We start from the raw sequence: 20,206 nt of genomic DNA, 5'->3' as shown, positions 1-20,206 counted from the left end.
TGTCAACTCCGACCTTTGCGCTCCGGCGGCGACCGAACTGTCGTCGCTCGCGACATTTCTTCAGTGCTTTCCTTGTGGCGTCGCCATCCGGGCGACGCTCTTGCCGACCCGTCAGGCGGGTCGGTTCAGGCTTCCCAGACGTCGCGTTCCTGCAGCGCGACGGGAAGGTAATCGGCGGCACGCTCGCCAAGGCGTGCCATCAACTGATTGAAGTCACGACGCGGCAGACGCACATCCAGCTGCGTCTGGCCGTCCTCGTCGAAGGACTCGTCGCGCACGGCATTCAGCTCATGCAGCGCCGCGCGCAGCTTGCCCTGCTCCGGCGTCAGGGTCAGCGAGAAGTCGATGATGTCTTCCGCCAGCCGCTCGGTCAGGGCCTGGGTCAGCAGGTCCAGCCCCAGCCCCTTCTGCGCCGACAGCCACACCGTCTGCGGTACCCCGTGCTCGTCGCGCTCGATGCGTGGCGAACTGTCGAACAGGTCGATCTTGTTCATCACCTTGAGCGTCGGCACGTCCAGCGCGCCGATCTCGTCGAGCACCGCCTCCACCTGGGTGACGTTGAGCTCACGATCAGGATCCGCTGAGTCGATCACATGCACCAGCAGGCTGGCCTCGGCGGCCTCCTGCAGGGTGGCACGGAACGCCTCCACCAGCTTGTGCGGCAGGTGGCGGATAAAGCCCACCGTGTCCGCCAGCACCACCGGCCCCACGTCCTCGACCTCAAGACGCCGCAGCGTAGGGTCGAGAGTAGCGAAGAGCTGGTCCGCCGCATAGACCTCAGACGCCGTCAAGCTGTTGAAAAGCGTTGACTTGCCGGCGTTGGTGTAGCCCACCAGCGAGACGCTGGGGATCTCGGCACGCGAGCGGGCGCGGCGATTCTGGCTGCGCTGGCTACGCACCTTGTCCAGGCGCTTGTGGATCGACTTGATGCGCGCACGCAGCAGGCGGCGGTCGGTCTCGAGCTGGGTTTCACCCGGACCGCGCAGGCCGATACCGCCCTTCTGGCGTTCCAGGTGGGTCCAGCCTCGCACCAGGCGCGTGGACATGTACTCGAGCTGGGCCAGCTCCACCTGCAGCTTGCCCTCGTGAGTCCGCGCCCGCTGGGCGAAGATATCCAGAATCAGGCCCGTACGATCGAGCACACGACACTTCAGCGTCTGCTCGACGTTGCGTTCCTGGGAAGGACTGAGCGCGTGGTTGAAGATCACCAGCTCGGCCTTGTGTACCGCCAGGGCCTCGCCGATTTCCTCGAGCTTGCCCGACCCCACGAAACTCCTGGGGTCGGGTCGTTGCCGCGAGCCGGTCACGAGGGTTGCGGGTTCGGCACCCGCCGACCTCACCAGCTCGTGGAACTCACCGGGATCTTCGCGCTCCTTCTCGTCCTGAAAGTCGATATGGACGAGTACCGCCGTTTCACCGGCGTCGGGACGTTCAAAAAACAATCAATACCTCACGAAATATCAGCTCTCCGGCTGCGCAGCGGGATCCTGGGCCGGCAGACGCACATTGCGTGACGGCACCACCGTGGAGATGGCGTGCTTGTAGACCATCTGGCTGACGGTGTTGCGCAGCAGGATGACAAATTGGTCAAAGGATTCGATCTGGCCCTGCAGCTTGATGCCGTTGACCAGGAAAATCGATACCGGAATGCGCTCCTTGCGCAGAATGTTCAGGTACGGGTCTTGAAGGGACTGCCCTTTGGACATGTTGCTCTCCCTGAAGTGTCTTAGGGTTTTAGGTTATGGTGCCGCCCGCCGAGGTCTTCAAGACGGCGGGCGACAGGTATTCGGTTGTTCGGCGGGACCCTGCAAGTGGTCGCACGAACTCGTTATCTTACGCTAAGTCCCCGCTTCGCGCACGAGTTTCACGAGGCGCTCGGCGGGGTCGGCCGCCAACGGGTCCACCCAGGTCAGCGCAGGCCAGCTACGCATCCAGGTCAGCTGCCGCTTGGCCAACTGACGCGTCGCCACCACGCCACGATGAATGAACGTCTCACGATCAAACTCGCCATCCAGGTACTGCCATGCCTGACGATAGCCCACGCTCTTCATCGATGGCAGCGACAGCGTCAAATCGCCACGCGCCTTGAGCGCCGCCACTTCATCGAGAAATCCGCCGTCCAGCATGGCGGTGAAGCGCCTGGCGATTCTCTCGTGCAGCACGGAGCGCTCGGCGGGAGCGAGCCCTATGGACAGCAGACGAAAGGGAAAGGTTTCACGACGCTGCTCATTCCACAGCTCGCTCATCGGCCGCCCGGACAGCTCGAACACTTCCAGCGCCCGCATCAGGCGCTGAGGATCATTGGGGTGAATGCGCGCGGCCGACTCGGGATCGACCTCGCCCAGGCGCCGATGCAACGCCTCGAGGCCGTCCTGCTCGGCCTGGCGGGACAGGCGTTCACGCACGGCGCTGTCCGCCGAGGGCAGGTTGGCGACCCCCTCGACCAGGCGCTTGTAGTACATCATGGTGCCACCGACCAGCAGCGGCAGCCGACCACTGGCGGCGATATCGTGCATCTCGGCCAGGGCATCGTCGCGAAACTCTGCCGCCGAGTAGGCCTGGGCCGGATCACGGATATCGATCAGTCGATGGGGCGCCCGGGCGAGTTCCTCGGCCGAGGGCTTGGCCGAGCCGATGTCCATGCCGCGATAGATCATCGCCGAATCGACGCTGATGATCTCGCCACCCAGGCGCTCGCGGATCTCGATGGCAAGATCGGTCTTGCCCGCCGCCGTGGGGCCCATCAGCAGCAGCGCCAGCGGTCGGTCGTCCTGCGCAGGCGGCGTGGCCGCGGCCGGAGCGTCTGTCGGCGCCATCATTGCCCTCGCAGAAACAGCCGGTCCAGATCCTTGAGGCTCATCTGGGTCCAGGTGGGGCGGCCATGGTTGCACTGGCCGCTGCGCTCGGTGCGCTCCATGTCGCGCAGCAACGCGTTCATCTCGGCAATGGTCAACTGGCGATTGGCGCGTACGCTGCCGTGGCAGGCCATGGTCGACAGCAACTCGTTGATGTGGGCCTCGATGCGATCGGAGCGGCCGTAGCGCTCCAGGTCCGAGAGCATCTCGCGCACCAGCGGTTCCACATCGGCATCGGCCAGCAGCGCCGGCACCTGGCGCACCAGCAGGGTCTCTGGACCGGCGGCATCGAGTTCGACACCAAGCCGGGTGAAGGCTTCGCGCTCGCGCTCGGCGGTCTCGACCTCGGCGGCGCTGACCGCCAGCGACACCGGTACCAGCAGCGGCTGGGCGTCCAGCGCGCCACCGTGGACCTGGGTCTTCATGCGCTCGTAGACGATCCGTTCGTGGGCCGCGTGCATGTCCACCAGCACCAGCCCCTGGGCGCTCTGGGCCAGAATGTAGATGCCGTGCAACTGGGCGATGGCGTAGCCCAGTGGCGGCGCCTGGGTGGCGTCGTCTTCCGGCATCACCTCAAGCGTCGACGAGGTGAGCGATGCGCCGCCGACCCCGGCAGGGGACTCACTAGCCGCGCCAGCGGCGCCGGGCCAGGTTCTCGGCGTGGGGCTATGGCGCTCGGCCTGGGCCGTGCCGGCGGCCAGACCGCCGGCGCCAGGGCCTCCTGGCTGCGGCGTCAGCAGGCTGTCTTCGTGGTCCGGGTGCAGCTTGCGGTAGCCGTCCATGAAGGCGCGCACCCGGTCCGGGGTGACACCGCCCTCGCCCTCGTCGCGGCGCGGGTGCAGCGCCATCGGCTGCTGCTGCCAGGAAGGCTGTTGCCGGGACGGGTGTTGGCCGGGATTCCCGCCCTGGGGGGGCGGTTCGCGGATCTCGCCGGTCTCGGGGTCGACGTCGAGGCCATCACTCTGGATGCTCGCCTGCTGCTGCGAAGACTGACCATCCTGATGCCCTGCGCGGGCCTCGCCCAGCGCCCGGTGCAGGCTCGAGAACAGGAAGTCGTGGACCATGCGCCCGTCGCGAAAGCGCACCTCGTGCTTGGTCGGGTGAACATTGACGTCCACCACCGTGGGGTCCACGTCCAGATAGAGCACGAATACCGGGTGGCGACCATTGAACAGCACATCGCGGTAGGCCTGGCGGATGGCGTGGGCCACCAGCCGGTCGCGCACCACCCTGCCATTGACGAAGAAGTACTGCTGGTCGGCCTGGGCGCGGGAGTGGGTCGGTAGTCCCACCCAGCCCCACAGGCGCAGGCTGCCGGTGGCGATGTCCAGGGTCAGGGCATTGTCCAGGAAGTTCTTGCCCAGCAGCGAGGCGAGACGTCGCTCCACCGCGTGGTCATCCCGTGCCACCGGCAACTGGTGAATGGTCTTCTGGTTGTGGCGAAGGGTCCAGCCGATGTCGAAGCGCGACAGCGCCTGGCGCCGAAAGGCCTCCTCGACATGGTTGAACTCGGTCTTTTCGGTACGCAGGAACTTGCGCCGGGCCGGAGTGTTGAAAAACAGATCACGCACCGCCACCGAGGTGCCACGAGGATGGGGTGCCGGCGTGACGCGGGGCTCCATGCGCCGCCCTTCGGCCACCACCCGCCAGCCGCCCTGAGGGTCCTGCTCGACGTTGGAGGTCAGTTCCAGTCGCGACACCGAGCTGATCGAGGCCAGCGCCTCGCCGCGAAAGCCGAGGCTGGCGACGCCCTCGAGCTCCTCCAGCGACAGGATCTTGCTGGTGGCGTGTCGTGACAGCGCCAGCGGCAGGTCCTCCTCGCCAATGCCGGAGCCATCGTCACGGATCCGGATCAACCGGGCACCGCCGGACTCGATGTCCACCTCGATGCGGGTGCTGCCGGCGTCGATGGCGTTCTCGATCAGCTCCTTGACCACCGAGGCCGGGCGCTCCACCACCTCGCCGGCGGCGATCTGGTTGGCCAGCCGGGGGTCGAGAATCTTGATCGAGCGGCGCTGTGACACCTGGACGCCAGGCTCGCTCTCACACGGGATATCACTCATGAACTGGGAATCCTCAACACCTGGCCGACGCGAATGACGTCCCCCGACAGCTCGTTGACCTGCTTGAGCGCGCTGAGCGCCACGCCGTGACGCGAGGCGATGGCGGACAGGGTGTCGCCTGGCTGGATGCGATACTCGTTGGTAGCGGTGGACCGCCCCTGATCGCGCTGCCAGGCCAGCAGGCTTGCCGGTGGTGGGTTGCGCTCGAAGTGCGAGCGGATGCCGCCGAACACGGCGCTCATCATCCGCTGCTGGTAGCCGCCGTCCTTGAGTCGTCGCTCTTCCTCGGGGTTGGAGATAAAGCCCGTCTCCACCAGCAGCGAAGGAATGTCCGGAGACTTCAGCACCACGAAGCCGGCCTGCTCGACCCTGGGCTTGTGCAGGTCGTTGATGCGTCCGATGCGACTGAGCACCTCATCGCCGATGGTCAGGGAGTCATTGAGGGTCGCGGTCATGGTCAGGTCCAGCAGCACGCCCCTGAGCACCTGGTCCTTGTCGTCCAGCGACAGGTTGCCGTCGACCCCGCCGATCAGATCCGAGCGGTTCTCGCTGGCCGCCAGCCACTTGGCGGTCTCCGAGGTGGCTCCGCTCTGGGACAGCGCGAACACCGAGCTGCCGTGGGGACGCGGACTGTTGAAGGCGTCGGCGTGAATGGAGACGAAGAAGTCGGCCTTCTGCTCGCGGGCGATCAGGGTGCGCTGACGCAGCCCGACGTAGTAGTCGCCGTCGCGGATCAACACCGCCTTGAAGCCGGGGGAATCGTTGATCATGCGCGCCAGGCGATCGGCCATCTGCAGCACCACGTCCTTCTCGCGGGTACCGCTCGGGCCCAGCGCGCCGGGGTCCTCGCCACCGTGCCCAGCATCCACGGCGATGATGATGTCGCGCTTGGGATGGGGCTGAGCGGTGTCGATCACCGGAGCTGCCTCCACCGGGTCACGGCCCTCGGCCACCGCCACGGTCTTGGCCCGCTCGGCGGCGATCTCCTGCTCACGGATCATCGACTCGATGGGATCGATGGGGTCTTCCACCGCGCTCTCGCCGGGGTACTCCAGATCCACCACCAGACGATCGCCGTACTGGTTGTTGGGCGCCAACGAGAAGTGACGCGGCTCGATGGCACGGCTGAGTTCGAGCACCACGCGCAGGTCGCCGCCATCGCGCACGCCGGTTCGAACCGAGCTGATGGCGCTGTTGGACAGGTCCATGCTGGCAGGATCGGCGGCCAGGCTGGTGCCACTGAGATCGATGACCAACCGGCGCGGGTTGTCGAGCTCGAAGACGTTGGCGGTGGCCGGCGCCGACAGGTCGAACACCAGCCGCGAGTGATCCGGCGCGGCCCACAGGCGCATGTTGTCCACGCTGGCGGCCTGGGCAAGGCTCGAAAGCGTAAGGCCCAGTGTGGCCACCAACGTCAATAGACCAGCACCCATACGGGCCGGAAGGCGACGCCTCATGCCTTGCCTCCCGCCAGTCGTTGATCGCGGGAGACTTCGTCTTCCAGGCGTGTCAGCAGCGCTTCGCCCAGGGTCGTGGCGGCGCTGATGCGCGCCTCGCGCCCTTCTGTCTCGGCGTGGCTTAGCGCTACCTCGAGATCCGGCGGCGTCAGCCAGCCCTCGCCGCGCTCGGCCCACTCCACCAGGCACAGATGCCCCTCGGCGAGCAGATCGCGCCCACCGATGAACTCAAGCTCCTCGGGATCGCCCAGGCGGTAGAGGTCGAAGTGGTGCAGCGTGACCGGCTCCCCGTCCAGCGAAAGCTCGTAGGGCTCCACCAGGGTATAGGTAGGACTCTTCACCGCACCTTGATGGCCGTAGGCGCGCAACACACCGCGAGCCAGGGTGGTCTTGCCGGCCCCAAGCTCTCCCGACAGGTGGACGCGTCCTCGTCCTTGCAAGGCCCGTCCCAGGCACTCCCCCAGTGCGACCTGGCGGTCTTCATCATCGAGTCGCAGCTGCATCTTCCTCGCCCATCGTCGGATTGACTAATTTTCGTGCACAGGATGCCAGATCGCTGGCCAACAGACCACGCTCACCGCCCTCTCTCGCCGCCATGTCACCGGCCAGGGCGTGTACCAGCACGCCCAGCCGCGCGGTACGTTCCAGTGACCAGCCCGGGGCCTGGCCCTGGGCCATCAGGCCCGCCAGCACACCGGTCAGGGTATCGCCCATGCCGCCGCTGGCCATGCCCGGGTTGCCGAAAGGACACAGCGCCAGGCCCTCGGGACCCGCGATCAACGTTCCGGCCCCCTTGAGCACGATCACCCCGCCCCAGCGTTGCTGCAGGGCGCGCGCGGCACCGGGGCGGTCCGCCTCGACCTCGGCCACGCTGGTCTCGAGCAGGCGTGCCGCTTCTCCCGGGTGGGGGGTCAGGATCCAGTCGTCACGTCGCTGATCGGCAAAACGGCTGACCAGCAGGTTGAGGGCATCGGCGTCCAGCACCAGCGGAATCGAGCGCTTCAGCGCGGTCTGCAATACCGACTGGCCCCAGCTCCCCTGGCCAAGCCCTGGCCCCACGGCGAGCACACTAAGGCGATCGAGCAGCTCATCGAGTTCGCTGGCATGGGTCACCCCACGCGCCATGACCTCGGGGCAGCGCACCAGACTGGCGCCGACGTGTTCCGGCGCGGTGGCCAGCAGCACTCGGCCAGCGCCCACCCTGGCGCAGGCCTCTGCCGCCAGCAGCGCCGCCCCGCCGAACCCGGGTGCGCCACCGAAGATGCCGGCGAATCCGGCGGCGCCCTTGTGCATGTCGCGCTCACGCGGAGGCAACGCCAGGTTCACCAGGCTCGACTGCAGGCGCCAGGCGGTGGGCGTGATATCGTCATGGGCCAGGGCGTCCACCCCCAGTGATTCCACCACCACCTCGCCGGCCAGGGCGGCGCCACGCCCGGTGTGCAGTCCCAGCTTGTCGGCGATGAAGGTCACCGTCATCACCGCCCTGACCGCCATGCTGGGCTCGGCGCCGCCGTCGGCGGTGATGCCCGAGGGAATATCCACCGCCAGCACCGGACACCGGCTTTCATTGATGGCGGCGATGGCCGCGGCGTAGGTCGGACGCAGGTCGCCGGCAAAGCCGGTGCCGAGCATGGCATCGACCACCACGTCTCCCTCCACGCGCAATCCTTCTCGCCATTCGATAAAGCCGACCCCGGCGTCATCGGCCATCTCGGCCGCGCGCAAGGCGTCACCCTTCAAGCGTTCACGCGGGGTCAGGGAAATGCGCTGCACCTGGCGCCCTTCGGTCGCGGCCAGCGCTGCCAGCACATGGCCGTCGCCGCCGTTGTTGCCGCCACCGCAGAACACCGTCAGCGACTTGGTCGCCGGCCAGCGCGCCTTCAGCCAGCGCCAGGCGACGCCGGAGGCCCGGTGCATCAGGGCGAAGCCGTCGCTCTCGCCGGCGATCGCCCGTCGGTCCAGCTCGCGCACCTGCTCGGCGGTGTACAACGGAGTCTGTCCTGGCTCAATCACGCCGCCGTCCAAGATGTCCATGCGGTTCTCCCTTCGATCGTGATGGTCTACCATGGCGGTCACTTCCTTCCCTATGAAGTCTAAGCCCTTCTCCTCTCGCGCCAAGCGCAGAGCCGGGCTGTCTTGCCATTTGCCGGGTATGTCCTCATTTATGTCTGCATCGTCCCCGTCCACCGACGTCGACTTCAACGACCTGGCGGCGCGCATCCGCACCTGGGGGCGGGAGCTCGGCTTCCAGCAGGTCGGCATCACTGACGTCGACTTGAGCGACGATGAGGCCCATCTCGAGCGCTGGCTGGAGGCAGGTTTCCACGGCGAGATGGGCTTCATGGCCAAGCACGGCACCAAACGCACCCGTCCGGCCGAGCTCGAACCCGGCACCATCAGGGTCATCAGTGTGCGCCTGGACTATCTGCCGCCGGAGGTGGAGACCACCAAGGTGCTGGGACAGCCCAGCCGCGCCTATGTGTCACGCTATGCCACCGGGCGTGACTACCACAAGCTGATGCGCAAGCGGCTACAGCGCCTGGCAAAGACCATCGAGGCGGAAGTCGGGGACTTCGGCTACCGCGCCTTCGTCGACTCGGCCCCGGTGATGGAGCGCGGCCTGGCGCGCAAGGCCGGTATCGGCTGGTTCGGCAAGAACGCCATGCTGCTCAACCCCAGAGCCGGCTCGATGTTCTTTCTCGGTGAGCTTTACACCGACCTGCCGCTGCCGGTGGACGAGCCATTCGAGCAGGAACACTGTGGCAGCTGCAGCGCCTGCCGCACCGCCTGCCCCACCGGCGCCATCGTCGAGGACAAGGTGGTCGACGCCCGCGCCTGCATTTCCTACCTGACCATCGAGCTGTTCGGCGCCATTCCCGAGCGCTATCGCGAGGCCATGGGCAATCGGGTGTTCGGCTGCGACGATTGCCAGTTGGTGTGCCCCTTCACCCGCTTCACACGGGCAAGCAGCGAACCTGACTTCGCGCCGCGCCACGATCTCGACCGGGTAGAGCTGCTGACCCTGTTCGGCTGGAGCGAGGAGGAGTTTCTCGAGCGCACCGCCGGCAGCCCGATTCGGCGTATCGGCTACGAACGCTGGCTGCGCAACCTGGCGGTGGGGCTCGGTAACGCCCCCTGGAGCGCCGCCATCGAACGCGCCCTGCTCACCCGCCTGGCCTATCCCTCCGAGCTGGTGCGCGAGCACGTACGCTGGGCGCTCGCCCGCCAGCGCCAGCGGCGCGCCGAGCTGATCACCTCTGCTTGAGCGTGTCGAGCCGAGCGCCTCAAGCTGAACGCGCCCCTCGCCTCGAACCTGGCGTCAACTGCTGACTATTCCCCAGCCTTGAGGAACGTCTTGCGATAGTGCGCGAGTTCGGCGATGGATTCCTTGATGTCGTCCATGGCCAGGTGCACGTTGCGCTTGGAAAAGCCCTCCAGCGCCTGGGGATTCCAGCGCTTGGCCAGCTCCTTCAAGGTCGAGACGTCGAGATTGCGGTAGTGGAAAAACGCCCACAGCTCGGGCATCTCGCGCTCCAGAAAGCGCCGGTCCTGGTGGATCGAGTTGCCGCACATCGGCGAGGTTCCCCGGGCCACATGGGCTGAGAGAAACTCGAGCGTCCTGCGCTCGGCCTCGCGGGTATCGATCTGGCTCTTGCGCACCCGCTCGACCAGCCCGGAATTGCCGTGGGTACGGGTATTCCACTCATCCATGCCGGACAACAATGCGTCGCTCTGGTGAACCGCGATCACCGGCCCCTCGGCGATGACATTGAGCTCGCCGTCGGTGACCAGGGTGGCCACCTCGATGATGCGTTCACGCTCCGGGTCGAGCCCGGTCATCTCCAGGTCGATCCAGATCAGGGCGTCGTTTCGCGGGCCGGTCTTGGCATCGTCAGGACGCGGGTTGAGGGTATCGTCGGGGCTGGCGCTGGCATCGGACATCGTCGCTTCCTTGATCAGGCGGTGGCCCTTGTCGGGACAGGGGCCGTGCGTGTAGGTACAATGCCGACCATTGTACCGACCATCGGGTGCTCATGAGCAAACGCAAGTTGAGCCGCCAGCAGCGCTGGCGCATCGAGAAGATCCAGGCCGAACGCGCCGAGCGCGCCGCCAGAAAGGCCGGCCAGGACGACGAAAAGCTTGCCGCCGGCGAATACGGCGCCGAGCGAGACGGCCGAGTGATCGCTCACTTCGGACGGACCCTGGACGTCGCCAGCCGTGCCGGCGAGACGCCCACCCGCTGCCATCTGCGCGCCAACCTCGAGGGCCTGGTCACCGGAGACCGCGTCATCTGGCGGGCCGGCGAGGACGGCAGCGGCGTGGTGGTGGCCCGAGGCGAGCGCGACAATGTGCTCGAACGCCCGGATATGCGCGGGCTACTCAAGCCCGTGGCGGCCAATATCGACCAGATACTGATCGTCTTCGCGGTGGAACCCGAGCCCCACGCCGGCCTGATCGATCGCTACCTGGTGGCGGCCGAGGCCACCGGCATCACCCCGGTGCTGGTACTCAACAAGACCGACCTGCTGCCCGACGAGGGCGGCGAACTGCGCGGGCTGCTCGATCGCTACCGCGGCATCGGCTACCAGGTGGTGGCCACCTCCACCGAGGTCGACGGCGGACTCGACGCCCTCTACGCCCAGCTCGCCGACCGCACCTCGGTGTTCGTCGGCCAGTCCGGGGTCGGCAAGTCCTCACTGATCGACCGCCTGCTGCCCGACGAACAGTTGCGCATCGGCGCGCTGTCGGAGGACTCGCGCAAGGGTCGCCACACCACCACCACCGCCCAGCTCTACCACCTGCCCGCACCGGACGAGAGTCTGGCCTCGGGCGAGCTGATCGACTCCCCCGGCATCCGCGAGTTTGGCCTCACTCACCTGACAGAGCGCGAGGTCACCGAGGGCTTTATCGAATTCGCCCCTTACCTCGGCCTGTGTCGCTTCCGCGACTGCCGCCACCGGCAGGAGCCGGGCTGCGCCATTCTCGACGCCATCGACGAGGGGGCGATTCACCCGGAACGCTTTGCCAGTTATCGTCGTATCGTCGATAGTCTGGATAGCCAATAGGGAAACGCCAGTAGCGTCCCCTCGCGAAGTGCCAGGCGCCAGACACAGCGCCCGCCCCTTTCATCCGTGTGGATCCGCCAGGAGAGAACCATGAGCTCAGAAGACAATCTGTTGCCCTTGATCGCCGAGCCCGAGGAACTCGCCGGCGTGCTGGATCACGAGGACATCCTGGTGATCGACGTGCCGCTGAAGGCGGAAAGCTACGCCGAGGGCCATGTGCCCGGCGCGATCTTTCTCGACCATCGTCGTCTGCTGAAAGGTTCCGGCGACGTCCCCAACGACGTCCCCGATGAAGAGGCCCTGTCACAGCTGTTCTCGTCGCTGGGCCTGACCCGGGACACCCACGTGGTCGCCTACGATGATGAGGGCGGCGGCTGGGCCGGGCGCCTGCTGTGGACGCTGGAGTTGATTGGCCACAAGCGCTATTCCTACCTGAATGGCGGCATTCACGCCTGGCGTGACGAGGGGCTGCCCCAGTCCACCGAAGACCATGCGCCGAAGCCCTCGGACTACCAGGCCGAGGTCCTCAATCCCGAGGTCGCGATCGACCGACTCGAGCTTGAAGAGCGCCTGGGCAGCGACAACTTCGCCATCTGGGATGCCCGCTCCGTCGACGAGTTCGATGGCAACAAGGGCCAGAACCGGCACCTCGGCCACCTGCCCGGAGCGGTCAACATGGAGTGGACCGACGCCATGGACCGTGAACGCTCACTTCGCCTGCGTGACTACGCCGAGCTGATCACCGAGCTGGGTGCCATGGGTATCACCCCGGATATGGAAGTGGTCACTCACTGCCAGACCCATCATCGCAGCGGCTTCACCTGGCTGGTAGGCAAGGCACTGGGGTTCGAACGCATGCGTGCCTACCCGGGCTCGTGGAAGGAGTGGGGCAATCGCGACGATACCCCCATCGAACACTGACCCCCTTGTCCCTCTGCCCATCTAGGGCTTGTCTGAAAAGTATCTGCGCTCGTCGACTTTTCGGACTGAGCCTAGGGCACTTGATTGCACCAGCGGCGCGGCCGTGAGGCCGCGTGCGCGTCATTGACCACCCGGAGATCGTCCCTTCGTGACCCTCGCCAAGCTGTTTTCCCTGATCCAGTACCCCATCCCCCACCACCTGCTGTCGCGCCTGGTCGGCCTGCTTGCCGACTGCCGTATCGGCTGGCTCAAGAACCTGTTGATCCGCGCCTTCATCAAGCGCTTCAAGGTCGACATGAGCCAGGCGGTGGAACCGGACCCCAGGGTCTACCCGAGTTTCAACGCCTTCTTCACCCGGGCGCTGGCGGCCGGCGCCCGCCCGCTGGAAGACGGCCTGTTGTGTCCCGCCGACGGCACCCTGTCCCAATGGGGCGCCATCGACCATGGCCGGCTGGTCCAGGCCAAGGGCCATCGCTTCAGCATGACCGAACTGCTCGGCGGCGACCCCAGGGCGGCCACCCGCTACCAGAGCGGCAGCTTCGCCACCGTCTACCTGTCGCCCAAGGACTACCACCGGGTGCATATGCCGCTTGCCGGCACCCTGACCGAGATGGTCTACGTGCCCGGGCGCCTGTTCTCGGTCAACGACGCCACCACCCGCCACGTCCCGGGCCTGTTCGCCCGCAACGAGCGGCTGGTGTGCCACTTCGAGACCGAACACGGCCCCATGGTGCTGGTGCTGGTGGGTGCGATGATCGTCGCCGCCATTGAAACGGTGTGGGCCGGCCAGGTGACACCGCAGTCCGGTCGGGTCGAGCGTGTCCGCTTCGATCGCCCGATTCACCTCGCCAAGGGCGCCGAGATGGGCCGCTTCAAGCTCGGCTCCACCGTGGTCATGGCCTTCGCCGAAAAGGTCGACTTCGATGCCTTGAGCGGCAAGGCCGGCAGCCCCGTCGCGGTGAGCATGGGCCAACGCCTGGGCGGCGAGCCGGGAACCAGCGCAGCACCGGCGACGGCAGACGGCGAAGCGACCGCCAGCGCGGACTGAAGCGCCAAGGCGTGTCGGCAACGCCGGTGGCAAGACAACGCCTTAGGCATGACAACACTATTGAAAGGGGCGGCGGTGGCCGCCCCTTTCGCGTCTGTGCCAAGCCCCCACAGAGCCTTCCGCCCAATCGACTGAACGACTGAACGACTGAACGACTGAACGACTGAACGACTGAACAACTGAACAACTGAACGAACACAGCAAGACACCGAGGGGAAAGAAAGCAAGCTCTGGAGATGTACGCCGGCAGGGCGTACAGTGTGATTTGAAGATCACATGCACTGGAGGTCAACACCTTGGCCAGCCAATCTTCCGACGCCAGTACAGAAGCACGTCAGCGCAACACTGAACGTTTTGGCTTCCGTACAACACCGCGTATCAAGCAAGCCATCGAGCAGGCGGCCGCGCTGAGTGGCCAGGACATGTCCACGTTCGCGTTGTCCGCAGCGTATGAGCGGGCAATGGAGACCATCCGGGCGCATGAAGTGACACGGCTCATGCCTGAAGATCATGAGGCCTTCCTTGAGGCCATCGAGAACCCTCCGGCTCCGACCGAGAAGCTACGTGACGCCTTCACCCACCATCGGCAGACGGTGGCGAAGCGCTGATGTCGGCCACCGTCGTCATCGAGGCGCTCGACAAGTCTCGACACCATCGAGCGGCTTTTTCGTCTGGGGTGGATCAAGTCGACAACTTTCTGCAGCGCACCGCCAGCAGGCTGATGGATGGTGGCACGATTCGCGTCTTCGTGATGACAGACCCAACTCGGGATCCCTCGAATATCCTGGGTTTCTATTCGCTCAACGCCCATAGCGTGGACTGTAGCGACCTGCCCAACCGCTACAAGCGCCTGGCGAATGCGGATGGCAGTATCTCTGCCGCCTTCATCGGCATGATCGGCGTCGATCAACAGTTCCAGGGGCAGGGAATCGGTAGACGCCTGCTGGTCGATGCATTGAATCGAGCCTTTGCAGCATCACTGAGAATAGGCACGGCCGTTGTGCTGCTCGATATTCTGGACTGCGGAGACTCGCAGGCGGTGGAAAGAAGGCTGCGTCTATACACAGGCTTTGGTTTTCAGTCTCTGCCATCGAATCCGTTACGCATGTTCCTGCCGATGGCCACCGTCGCGAAGCTCCAGGGCTGAACCGCCACAGACCTTCTACCTCCCTGTCCCGCGCCCCCTTCTAGCTGACAATCAAAAGATCTGGGCACCTGGGCTGACCACCCCACGAGGTGCCCAGCCCCCCTCAACAGCGCGGTGTGGGAAAGGTGATCACCTCTTCAAGGCGCGACTTGCCCAGCGCCAGCTGGATCAGCCGGTCGAGCCCCAGGGCGACCCCGCTGCCCTCGGGCATGCCGGCGTCCAGTGCCGCCAGCAGGCGCTCGTCGACGTCGACCTCGGCAAGGCCTGCCTCACGCCTGGCACGATTGTCGTCGGCGAAGCGTGCGCGCTGTTCGTCCACATCGGTCAGCTCGTCGTAGCCGTTGGCAAGCTCGAGCCCATTTAGATAGACCTCGAAGCGCGAGGCCACCCAGGCGCCGTCGCGGGGATCCTGGTGACGCCGGGCCAGCGCCGCCTGGCTGGCCGGGTAGTCCAGCACCACGTCGATGCCGTCGCGGCCTAGCTCGGGCTCGATGACGAGGCTCATCAGCAAGTCGAGACACTCATCGCGCGGCGCCTCGGCCATGTCGAGGCCGCCGCGTTCACCGGCAAGACGGCGAAGCGATGCGAGATCCAAGTCGAAGGGGTCGATATCCAGCACCTCGCCAAACAGCTCGCGATAGCGACGCTTTTGCGTCGGGCCGGGATTAAACGGCAGCACCTCGCGGATCAGCGCCTGGGTTTCTTCGATCAGCGCGTCGAGACTCCACCCCGGGCGATACCACTCCAGCATGCTGAACTCGATATTGTGGCGGCGTCCCACCTCGCCGTCGCGAAAGCTGCGGGCGATCTGGAAGATCGGCCCACTGCCGACCGCCAGCAGGCGCTTCATGTGAAATTCCGGCGACGTCTGCAACCACAGGGTCTCGCTGCCCGCCGAGGTGACGGCTTGGCAAGACAGCGACGCCAGGTGCACGTCGGTGCTGCCGCCGTGACCGAGACAGGGGGTCTCCACCTCGAGCACGCCGCGCTCGACAAAGAAGCCGCGCACCCGCTGCATCAGCACGGCGCGGCGGCGCAGGGTGTCCAGCGAGGCCGTGGGTTGCCAGTCTGTCATCGTTCGTTCCTTGCACTTGCCCAAACGACAAAGGCCACGCGATCGCGTGGCCTTTGTCTGTATATCGATCTGCCGATCCGGGGATATCGCCCTCGCCTCAGGCGCGGGAGACGTAATCACCGCTACGGGTGTCGATCTTGAGCACTTCGCCCTGGTTGATGAACAGGGGAACGCGCACCACCGCGCCGGAGGACAGGGTCGCCGGCTTGGAGCCGCCCTGGGCGGTGTCGCCCTTGAGACCCGGGTCGGTCTCGACCACTTCCAGCTCGATGAAGTTGGGCGGGGAGACCGAGATGGCGTTGTCGTTCCACAGGGTCACGGTGTACACCACCTGCTCCTTGAGCCACTTGTCGCTGTCGCCCAGGGCCTTCTTCTCGACGGCGTACTGCTCGAAGGAACCGTCGGTCTTCATGAAGTACCACATGTCACCGTCGGTGTAGAGGTACTCCATGTCCAGATCCATGACGTCGGCGCCTTCCAGCGACTCGCCGGACTTGAAGGTACGCTCCCACACGCGGCCGGTCATCAGGTTGCGCAGCTTCACGCGGTTGAAGGCCTGGCCCTTGCCGGGCTTGACGAATTCGTTCTCGACGATGGCACAGGGGTCACCGTCGAGCATCACCTTCAGACCGCCCTTGAATTCGTTGGTAGAATAGTTCGCCATGAGATCTCGTTCCTTTCGGTGCCCGGCCCGGCCATCGGCTCAGAGCGGCACTCAACTGACATTTTGCGAGGACAAGCCCCTCGCACGCATCGATGGATGGCCCGCATGATAACCCGAAGCTCGACGCTTTTGCATTGCTCTGCCCCGGATGAGCCGGGACTTCCCGCCCCCGGCGGCTGGCAGCGCCAGCTGGCCGGCGCCATTCGTGACCCGCGCGAGCTGTGCCGACGCCTGGGGCTCGACGCCTCCCTGATCCCCGGCGCCGAGGCCGGCCACTCCCTGTTCGAGGTGCGTGTGCCCGAGGCCTTTGCCGCGCGCATGCGCCACGCAGACCCGGGCGACCCCTTGCTGCGCCAGGTGCTGCCCCTGGATGCCGAGCAGACAAACCCCGAGGGCTACGTCACCGATCCGCTCCAGGAGGCCCAGCACACCGCCCGTCGCGGCCTGATCCACAAGTACGCCGGACGGGTACTGCTGATCACCAGCCCCGCCTGCGCGATCAATTGCCGCTACTGCTTCCGTCGCCACTTCCCCTACCAGGAAAACGCGCCCTCACGCAGCCAGTGGGACGACACCCTAGACTACCTGCGCGAGGACGATACTCTGCGCGAGGCGATCCTGTCCGGTGGCGATCCGCTGGCCGCCAGCGATCGCCAGCTGGCCTGGCTGGTCGAGCGGCTCGACGCCATCTCCCATCTCAAGCGACTACGCCTGCATACCCGGCTGCCGGTGGTGATCCCCGATCGCGTCGACGGCCCCCTGCTCGAGTGGCTCACCGGCACCCGCCTGCAGAAGGTCATGGTGCTGCATATCAACCACGCCAACGAGATCGACGAGGCCGTCGCCGGCGCCTGCGCGCGGCTCAAGCAGGCCGGCGTGACCCTGCTCAACCAGAGCGTGATCCTCAAGGGAGTGAACGACTCGGTAGATGCGTTGGAGGCGCTCTCGGAGCGGCTGTTCGAGGCCGGCGTACTGCCCTACTACCTGCACGCCTTCGACCCGGTGTCCGGGGCAGCCCACTTCGACGTGGCCGACGCCCGCGCCAACGCCCTGGTCGACGAGTTGCGCACCCGCCTGCCCGGCTTCCTGATGCCGACCCTGGTCCGCGAGGTCCCCGGCGAAGCCAGCAAGACGCCGTTGTAGCTGTGACGCAATCGTCAAAGTACGCTGGTTATCAGGCCCGTCGTGGGGCGAGGGAAGCTGCAACAGCCTCTCGTCCTCTTTTGTGATATCGACCGATGCCACAAGGAAAGGTGAAACATGAAGTCTGCCATCAAGGTTTTCCGACCGAAGCAGGCCGACCACAAAAGTGACCTCTGGCACGCCATTGGGCTTCCCCGGCGAGGCCCGCAACTGCACGAAGCGTTAAGAAATGGTGTCGCCTACGAGGTGTACTCCATGCTCGCCTCCTTCACGGGGTTAGGAAAGCAGGACCTGAGACGCTTTGTCGCCATCTCCCCCACCACACTGAGGCGTCGAGCGACGACTGGCCGCTTCACCGTGGACGAGGGCGACCGGCTTTATCGTGTTGCCGAGGTATACCACTGCGCCATTGATCTGTTCGAGGGTGACACGCAGCAGACTAACCAGTGGCTGCTTACCCCTGCCCCTGGTCTTGGAAACACGCGGCCGGTGGATATGGTGGTGACATCGGCTGGTACAGCTGCCGTGCTGAACCTGATTGGACGGCTCGAGCACGGCGTCTGCGTGTGAGTATCGCTCATGACAGACACTCGCCTTGCGAAAGCAGTTAATCCACAACGTCGGTGACGAATCTCGCGGTGCCAAGCGTCATCGTGCCGAGGGAAACCAACTACCTGATCAACCCGGCGCATTTCAGCTTCAAGGCGATGGTCGATGAAGCCCGAGAGATGCCCTTCGCTCCCGATAAACGTCTTTAGTAACGACTGCTGGTGACCCACTCCGCAGAACGCCCCTCCCTGGACCACACAAAGCATGCTGCAAAAAAACCGCCCCCGGGGTTTCCCCCGGGGGCGGTGCGTTTACGCCATTTGCCAGCGGCGCGAATCAGGCCACGCTGTCGGCGGTGACGTTGGGCGCCACCTCTTCGGTGGACAGGCAGCGGTTGATCGCGCTCATCACACCCTTGATCGAGGCGCTGGTGATGCTCTCGTCGGTACCGACGCCGAACACCGCCTCGCCCTTGACTCGGACCTCGACGTAGGCGATCGCCTCGGCGTCGGCGCCCTGACCGCGGGAGTGCTCGTGGTAGTCGATGATCTCGATGTCGTGGCCTTCGCTGCGCAGCGCCTTGACGAAGGCCGCCAGCGGGCCGTTGCCTTCGCCGCTGATGGTGTGGCGCTCACCGTCCTTGGCGATGCAGGCTTCCAGCGTCACCGTCGGGCTGTCCGGCTCGGACGACAGGCGGTGGCTGACCAGGCTGTAGGGCTCGGTCTTGGCCAGGTACTCGTCGACGAAGGTCTGGTAGATCATCGCCGAGGTGATCTCCTTGCCGACCCGATCGGCCACCTCCTGCACCACCAGGCTGAACTCCATGGACAGCCGGCGCGGCAGTTCGATGCCGTGCTCCTGCTCCAGCAGGTAGCTGACGCCGCCCTTGCCGGACTGGCTGTTGACGCGGATCACCGCCTCGTAGCTGCGGCCCACGTCGAGCGGGTCGATGGGCAGGTAAGGCACCGCCCAGACGCTGTCGGGGTCTTCCTTGCGCAGCGCCATGCCCTTCTTGATGGCGTCCTGGTGAGAGCCGGAGAAGGCGGTGAACACCAGATCGCCGACGTAGGGATGACGCGGGTGGACCGGCAGCTGGTTGCAGTGCTCGACCTCACGCATGATCGGGGTGATGTTGGAGAAGTCGAGGCCCGGATGGACGCCCTGGGTGTAGAGGTTCATCGCCAGGGTGACGATGTCGACGTTGCCGGTGCGCTCGCCGTTGCCGAACAGGGTGCCCTCGACCCGGTCGGCGCCGGCCATTACCGTCAGTTCGGCGGCGGCCACACCGGTACCACGGTCATTGTGGGGGTGGACGCTGACGATCAGGTGATCGCGGTGCTCGACGTTGCGGCAGAACCACTCGATCTGGTCGGCGTAGTTGTTGGGGGTGGCGCACTCCACCGTGGCCGGCAGATTGACGATCATCTTGTTGTCGGCGCTGGCCCCGAAGGTCTCGCGCACGGCATTGACGATCTCCACCGCAAAGTCCATCTCGGTGGTGGTGAACAGCTCCGGAGAATACTGGAAGGTCCAGTTGGTCTCGGGGGCCGCCTTCATCAGGTCACGGATCTGGGTGGTGGCATCGACCGCGATCTGGATGCACTGGGGCTTGTCGACGTTGAATACTACGCGACGGAACACCGGATCGGTGGCGTTGTAGACGTGAACGATGGCGTTCTTGGCACCCTTGAGCGATTCAAAGGTGCGCTCGATCAGATGCGGGCGGGCCTGGGTCAGTACCTGGATGGTGACGTCGTCCGGGACCTTGCCTTCCTCGATCAGGCTGCGCACGAAGTCGAAGTCGGTCTGGGAGGCGGAGGGGAAGCCCACCTCGATCTGCTTGAAGCCAATCTTGACCAGCAGATCGAAGAAGCGCTGCTTGCGCTCCTGGTCCATCGGATCGATCAGCGCCTGGTTACCGTCGCGCAGATCGACGCTGCACCACTGGGGCGGGGTCTCGATGCGCTGGCTGGGCCACTGCCGATCAGGCAGGTCCACGGCCACGAAGGGGCGGTACTTGGTCGAAGGGTCCTTGAGCATCATGGCGTTTTCTCCGGAATAGGGTGTGTCGAGCGAAGCGTTATTGGAAGGCCTGTTGGGCGACCCGGCCAGCGCCTTGTGAGCAAAGGCCAGGTGAAAACGGCGACGCCCCGCTCGCCAGAGGCGAGCGGGGCGTCATAAGTCGTTCCAGGACCGAGACGATAGCGACCACGACAAT

Annotated in this window: 19 protein-coding genes; 8 read left to right on the top strand and 11 right to left on the bottom strand. The window is 65.7% G+C overall.

Translation table 11 applies throughout. The features are described from left to right. Positions 1-125: 125 nt before the first annotated feature. From hflX to NFH98_RS04855, 7 genes are all read right to left on the bottom strand, one after another. Complete coding sequence (hflX, locus tag NFH98_RS04885; RefSeq protein ID WP_045993096.1) at positions 126-1,442, bottom strand: ribosome rescue GTPase HflX; 1,317 nt, start codon at positions 1,440-1,442, stop codon at positions 126-128. Between the two features lie 18 nt (positions 1,443-1,460). After that, positions 1,461-1,706, bottom strand: coding sequence for an RNA chaperone Hfq (hfq, locus tag NFH98_RS04880; RefSeq protein WP_045993095.1), 246 nt, complete (start codon positions 1,704-1,706; stop codon positions 1,461-1,463). Between the two features lie 132 nt (positions 1,707-1,838). Beyond that, on the bottom strand, positions 1,839-2,816 hold the full coding sequence (gene miaA / locus NFH98_RS04875; protein WP_045993120.1) for a tRNA (adenosine(37)-N6)-dimethylallyltransferase MiaA: 978 nt from the start codon (positions 2,814-2,816) through the stop codon (positions 1,839-1,841). Next, a complete protein-coding gene (gene mutL, locus NFH98_RS04870) occupies positions 2,816-4,918 on the bottom strand; it encodes a DNA mismatch repair endonuclease MutL (RefSeq protein ID WP_349622300.1) in 2,103 nt (700 codons plus the stop codon). The genes miaA and mutL overlap by 1 nt, the downstream gene beginning before the upstream one ends. Continuing rightward, the gene (locus NFH98_RS04865; protein WP_108131638.1) at positions 4,915-6,351 is read right to left on the bottom strand and encodes an N-acetylmuramoyl-L-alanine amidase; all 1,437 of its coding nucleotides are present in this window, start codon (positions 6,349-6,351) and stop codon (positions 4,915-4,917) included. The genes mutL and NFH98_RS04865 overlap by 4 nt, the downstream gene beginning before the upstream one ends. A gap of 20 nt (positions 6,352-6,371) precedes the next feature. Further along, positions 6,372-6,878, bottom strand: a complete 507-nt coding sequence (gene tsaE, locus NFH98_RS04860) for a tRNA (adenosine(37)-N6)-threonylcarbamoyltransferase complex ATPase subunit type 1 TsaE (protein ID WP_222515538.1) — start codon at positions 6,876-6,878, stop codon at positions 6,372-6,374. Further along, positions 6,859-8,409, bottom strand: a complete 1,551-nt coding sequence (locus NFH98_RS04855; RefSeq protein WP_306168859.1) for an NAD(P)H-hydrate dehydratase — start codon at positions 8,407-8,409, stop codon at positions 6,859-6,861. Before NFH98_RS04855 ends, tsaE begins: the two co-directional genes overlap by 20 nt. 130 nt (positions 8,410-8,539) lie before the next feature. On the opposite strand from NFH98_RS04855, the gene queG reads away from it, so the two are divergent. Next, positions 8,540-9,640, top strand: a complete 1,101-nt coding sequence (queG, locus tag NFH98_RS04850; protein WP_045993091.1) for a tRNA epoxyqueuosine(34) reductase QueG — start codon at positions 8,540-8,542, stop codon at positions 9,638-9,640. A 65-nt stretch (positions 9,641-9,705) separates the two neighbouring features. Here queG and orn read toward each other — a convergent pair whose 3' ends face one another. Then, positions 9,706-10,317 (bottom strand): oligoribonuclease, encoded by a 612-nt coding sequence (orn, locus tag NFH98_RS04845; RefSeq protein ID WP_348827681.1) that lies wholly within the window; start codon positions 10,315-10,317, stop codon positions 9,706-9,708. Positions 10,318-10,409: 92 nt separating this feature from the next. Between orn and rsgA the strand changes: the two genes are divergently transcribed. The 5 genes from rsgA to NFH98_RS04820 all read left to right on the top strand — a co-directional run bounded on the left by rsgA (position 10,410) and on the right by NFH98_RS04820 (position 14,557). Then, complete coding sequence (gene rsgA, locus NFH98_RS04840; RefSeq protein ID WP_213227717.1) at positions 10,410-11,441, top strand: small ribosomal subunit biogenesis GTPase RsgA; 1,032 nt, start codon at positions 10,410-10,412, stop codon at positions 11,439-11,441. 90 nt (positions 11,442-11,531) lie between these two features. Beyond that, complete coding sequence (locus NFH98_RS04835; protein WP_045993089.1) at positions 11,532-12,362, top strand: sulfurtransferase; 831 nt, start codon at positions 11,532-11,534, stop codon at positions 12,360-12,362. Between the two features lie 148 nt (positions 12,363-12,510). Next, positions 12,511-13,410 carry an archaetidylserine decarboxylase gene (gene asd, locus NFH98_RS04830; RefSeq protein ID WP_349622299.1) on the top strand — a complete coding sequence of 300 codons (900 nt, stop codon included), beginning with the start codon at positions 12,511-12,513 and terminating at the stop codon, positions 13,408-13,410. A gap of 296 nt (positions 13,411-13,706) precedes the next feature. Further along, a complete protein-coding gene (locus tag NFH98_RS04825) occupies positions 13,707-14,018 on the top strand; it encodes a type II toxin-antitoxin system TacA family antitoxin (RefSeq protein ID WP_213227713.1) in 312 nt (103 codons plus the stop codon). Beyond that, complete coding sequence (locus NFH98_RS04820; protein ID WP_349622298.1) at positions 14,018-14,557, top strand: GNAT family N-acetyltransferase; 540 nt, start codon at positions 14,018-14,020, stop codon at positions 14,555-14,557. Before NFH98_RS04825 ends, NFH98_RS04820 begins: the two co-directional genes overlap by 1 nt. A 103-nt stretch (positions 14,558-14,660) precedes the next feature. Here the strand turns inward: NFH98_RS04820 and epmA are convergent, their stop codons facing one another. After that, on the bottom strand, positions 14,661-15,632 hold the full coding sequence (gene epmA, locus NFH98_RS04815; RefSeq protein WP_349622297.1) for an EF-P lysine aminoacylase EpmA: 972 nt from the start codon (positions 15,630-15,632) through the stop codon (positions 14,661-14,663). Positions 15,633-15,729: 97 nt separating this feature from the next. Continuing rightward, a complete protein-coding gene (gene efp, locus NFH98_RS04810) occupies positions 15,730-16,296 on the bottom strand; it encodes an elongation factor P (protein WP_045994506.1) in 567 nt (188 codons plus the stop codon). Positions 16,297-16,401: 105 nt separating this feature from the next. Between efp and epmB the strand changes: the two genes are divergently transcribed. Together epmB and NFH98_RS04800 are read left to right on the top strand one after the other, a co-directional pair. Next, positions 16,402-17,439: an EF-P beta-lysylation protein EpmB gene (epmB, locus tag NFH98_RS04805; protein ID WP_222568118.1), complete on the top strand. Its 1,038-nt coding sequence runs from the start codon at positions 16,402-16,404 to the stop codon at positions 17,437-17,439. 117 nt (positions 17,440-17,556) lie between these two features. After that, complete coding sequence (locus tag NFH98_RS04800; protein WP_108449818.1) at positions 17,557-18,009, top strand: Xre family toxin-antitoxin system antitoxin; 453 nt, start codon at positions 17,557-17,559, stop codon at positions 18,007-18,009. A 315-nt stretch (positions 18,010-18,324) separates the two neighbouring features. Here the strand turns inward: NFH98_RS04800 and leuA are convergent, their stop codons facing one another. Beyond that, on the bottom strand, positions 18,325-20,031 hold the full coding sequence (gene leuA, locus NFH98_RS04795; protein ID WP_349622296.1) for a 2-isopropylmalate synthase: 1,707 nt from the start codon (positions 20,029-20,031) through the stop codon (positions 18,325-18,327). Positions 20,032-20,206: the final 175 nt, after the last annotated feature.

The sequence above is a fragment of the Halomonas sp. H33-56 genome (assembly GCF_040147035.1).
Taxonomy (GTDB): Bacteria; Pseudomonadota; Gammaproteobacteria; order Pseudomonadales; family Halomonadaceae; genus Halomonas; species Halomonas litopenaei.
This window is presented reverse-complemented; position numbering and strand designations above follow the sequence as displayed.

Coding starts and splice junctions, on each gene's coding strand:
- miaA (WP_045993120.1), bottom strand. CDS start 2,816: ATGGCGCCGACAGACGCTCCGGCCGCGGCCACGCCGCCTGCGCAGGAC.
- NFH98_RS04820 (WP_349622298.1), top strand. CDS start 14,018: ATGTCGGCCACCGTCGTCATCGAGGCGCTCGACAAGTCTCGACACCAT.
- epmB (WP_222568118.1), top strand. CDS start 16,402: ATGATAACCCGAAGCTCGACGCTTTTGCATTGCTCTGCCCCGGATGAG.
- hfq (WP_045993095.1), bottom strand. CDS start 1,706: ATGTCCAAAGGGCAGTCCCTTCAAGACCCGTACCTGAACATTCTGCGC.
- rsgA (WP_213227717.1), top strand. CDS start 10,410: ATGAGCAAACGCAAGTTGAGCCGCCAGCAGCGCTGGCGCATCGAGAAG.
- queG (WP_045993091.1), top strand. CDS start 8,540: ATGTCTGCATCGTCCCCGTCCACCGACGTCGACTTCAACGACCTGGCG.
- efp (WP_045994506.1), bottom strand. CDS start 16,296: ATGGCGAACTATTCTACCAACGAATTCAAGGGCGGTCTGAAGGTGATG.
- NFH98_RS04800 (WP_108449818.1), top strand. CDS start 17,557: ATGAAGTCTGCCATCAAGGTTTTCCGACCGAAGCAGGCCGACCACAAA.
- mutL (WP_349622300.1), bottom strand. CDS start 4,918: ATGAGTGATATCCCGTGTGAGAGCGAGCCTGGCGTCCAGGTGTCACAG.
- orn (WP_348827681.1), bottom strand. CDS start 10,317: ATGTCCGATGCCAGCGCCAGCCCCGACGATACCCTCAACCCGCGTCCT.
- NFH98_RS04855 (WP_306168859.1), bottom strand. CDS start 8,409: ATGGACATCTTGGACGGCGGCGTGATTGAGCCAGGACAGACTCCGTTG.
- epmA (WP_349622297.1), bottom strand. CDS start 15,632: ATGACAGACTGGCAACCCACGGCCTCGCTGGACACCCTGCGCCGCCGC.
- tsaE (WP_222515538.1), bottom strand. CDS start 6,878: ATGCAGCTGCGACTCGATGATGAAGACCGCCAGGTCGCACTGGGGGAG.
- leuA (WP_349622296.1), bottom strand. CDS start 20,031: ATGATGCTCAAGGACCCTTCGACCAAGTACCGCCCCTTCGTGGCCGTG.
- NFH98_RS04865 (WP_108131638.1), bottom strand. CDS start 6,351: ATGGGTGCTGGTCTATTGACGTTGGTGGCCACACTGGGCCTTACGCTT.
- NFH98_RS04835 (WP_045993089.1), top strand. CDS start 11,532: ATGAGCTCAGAAGACAATCTGTTGCCCTTGATCGCCGAGCCCGAGGAA.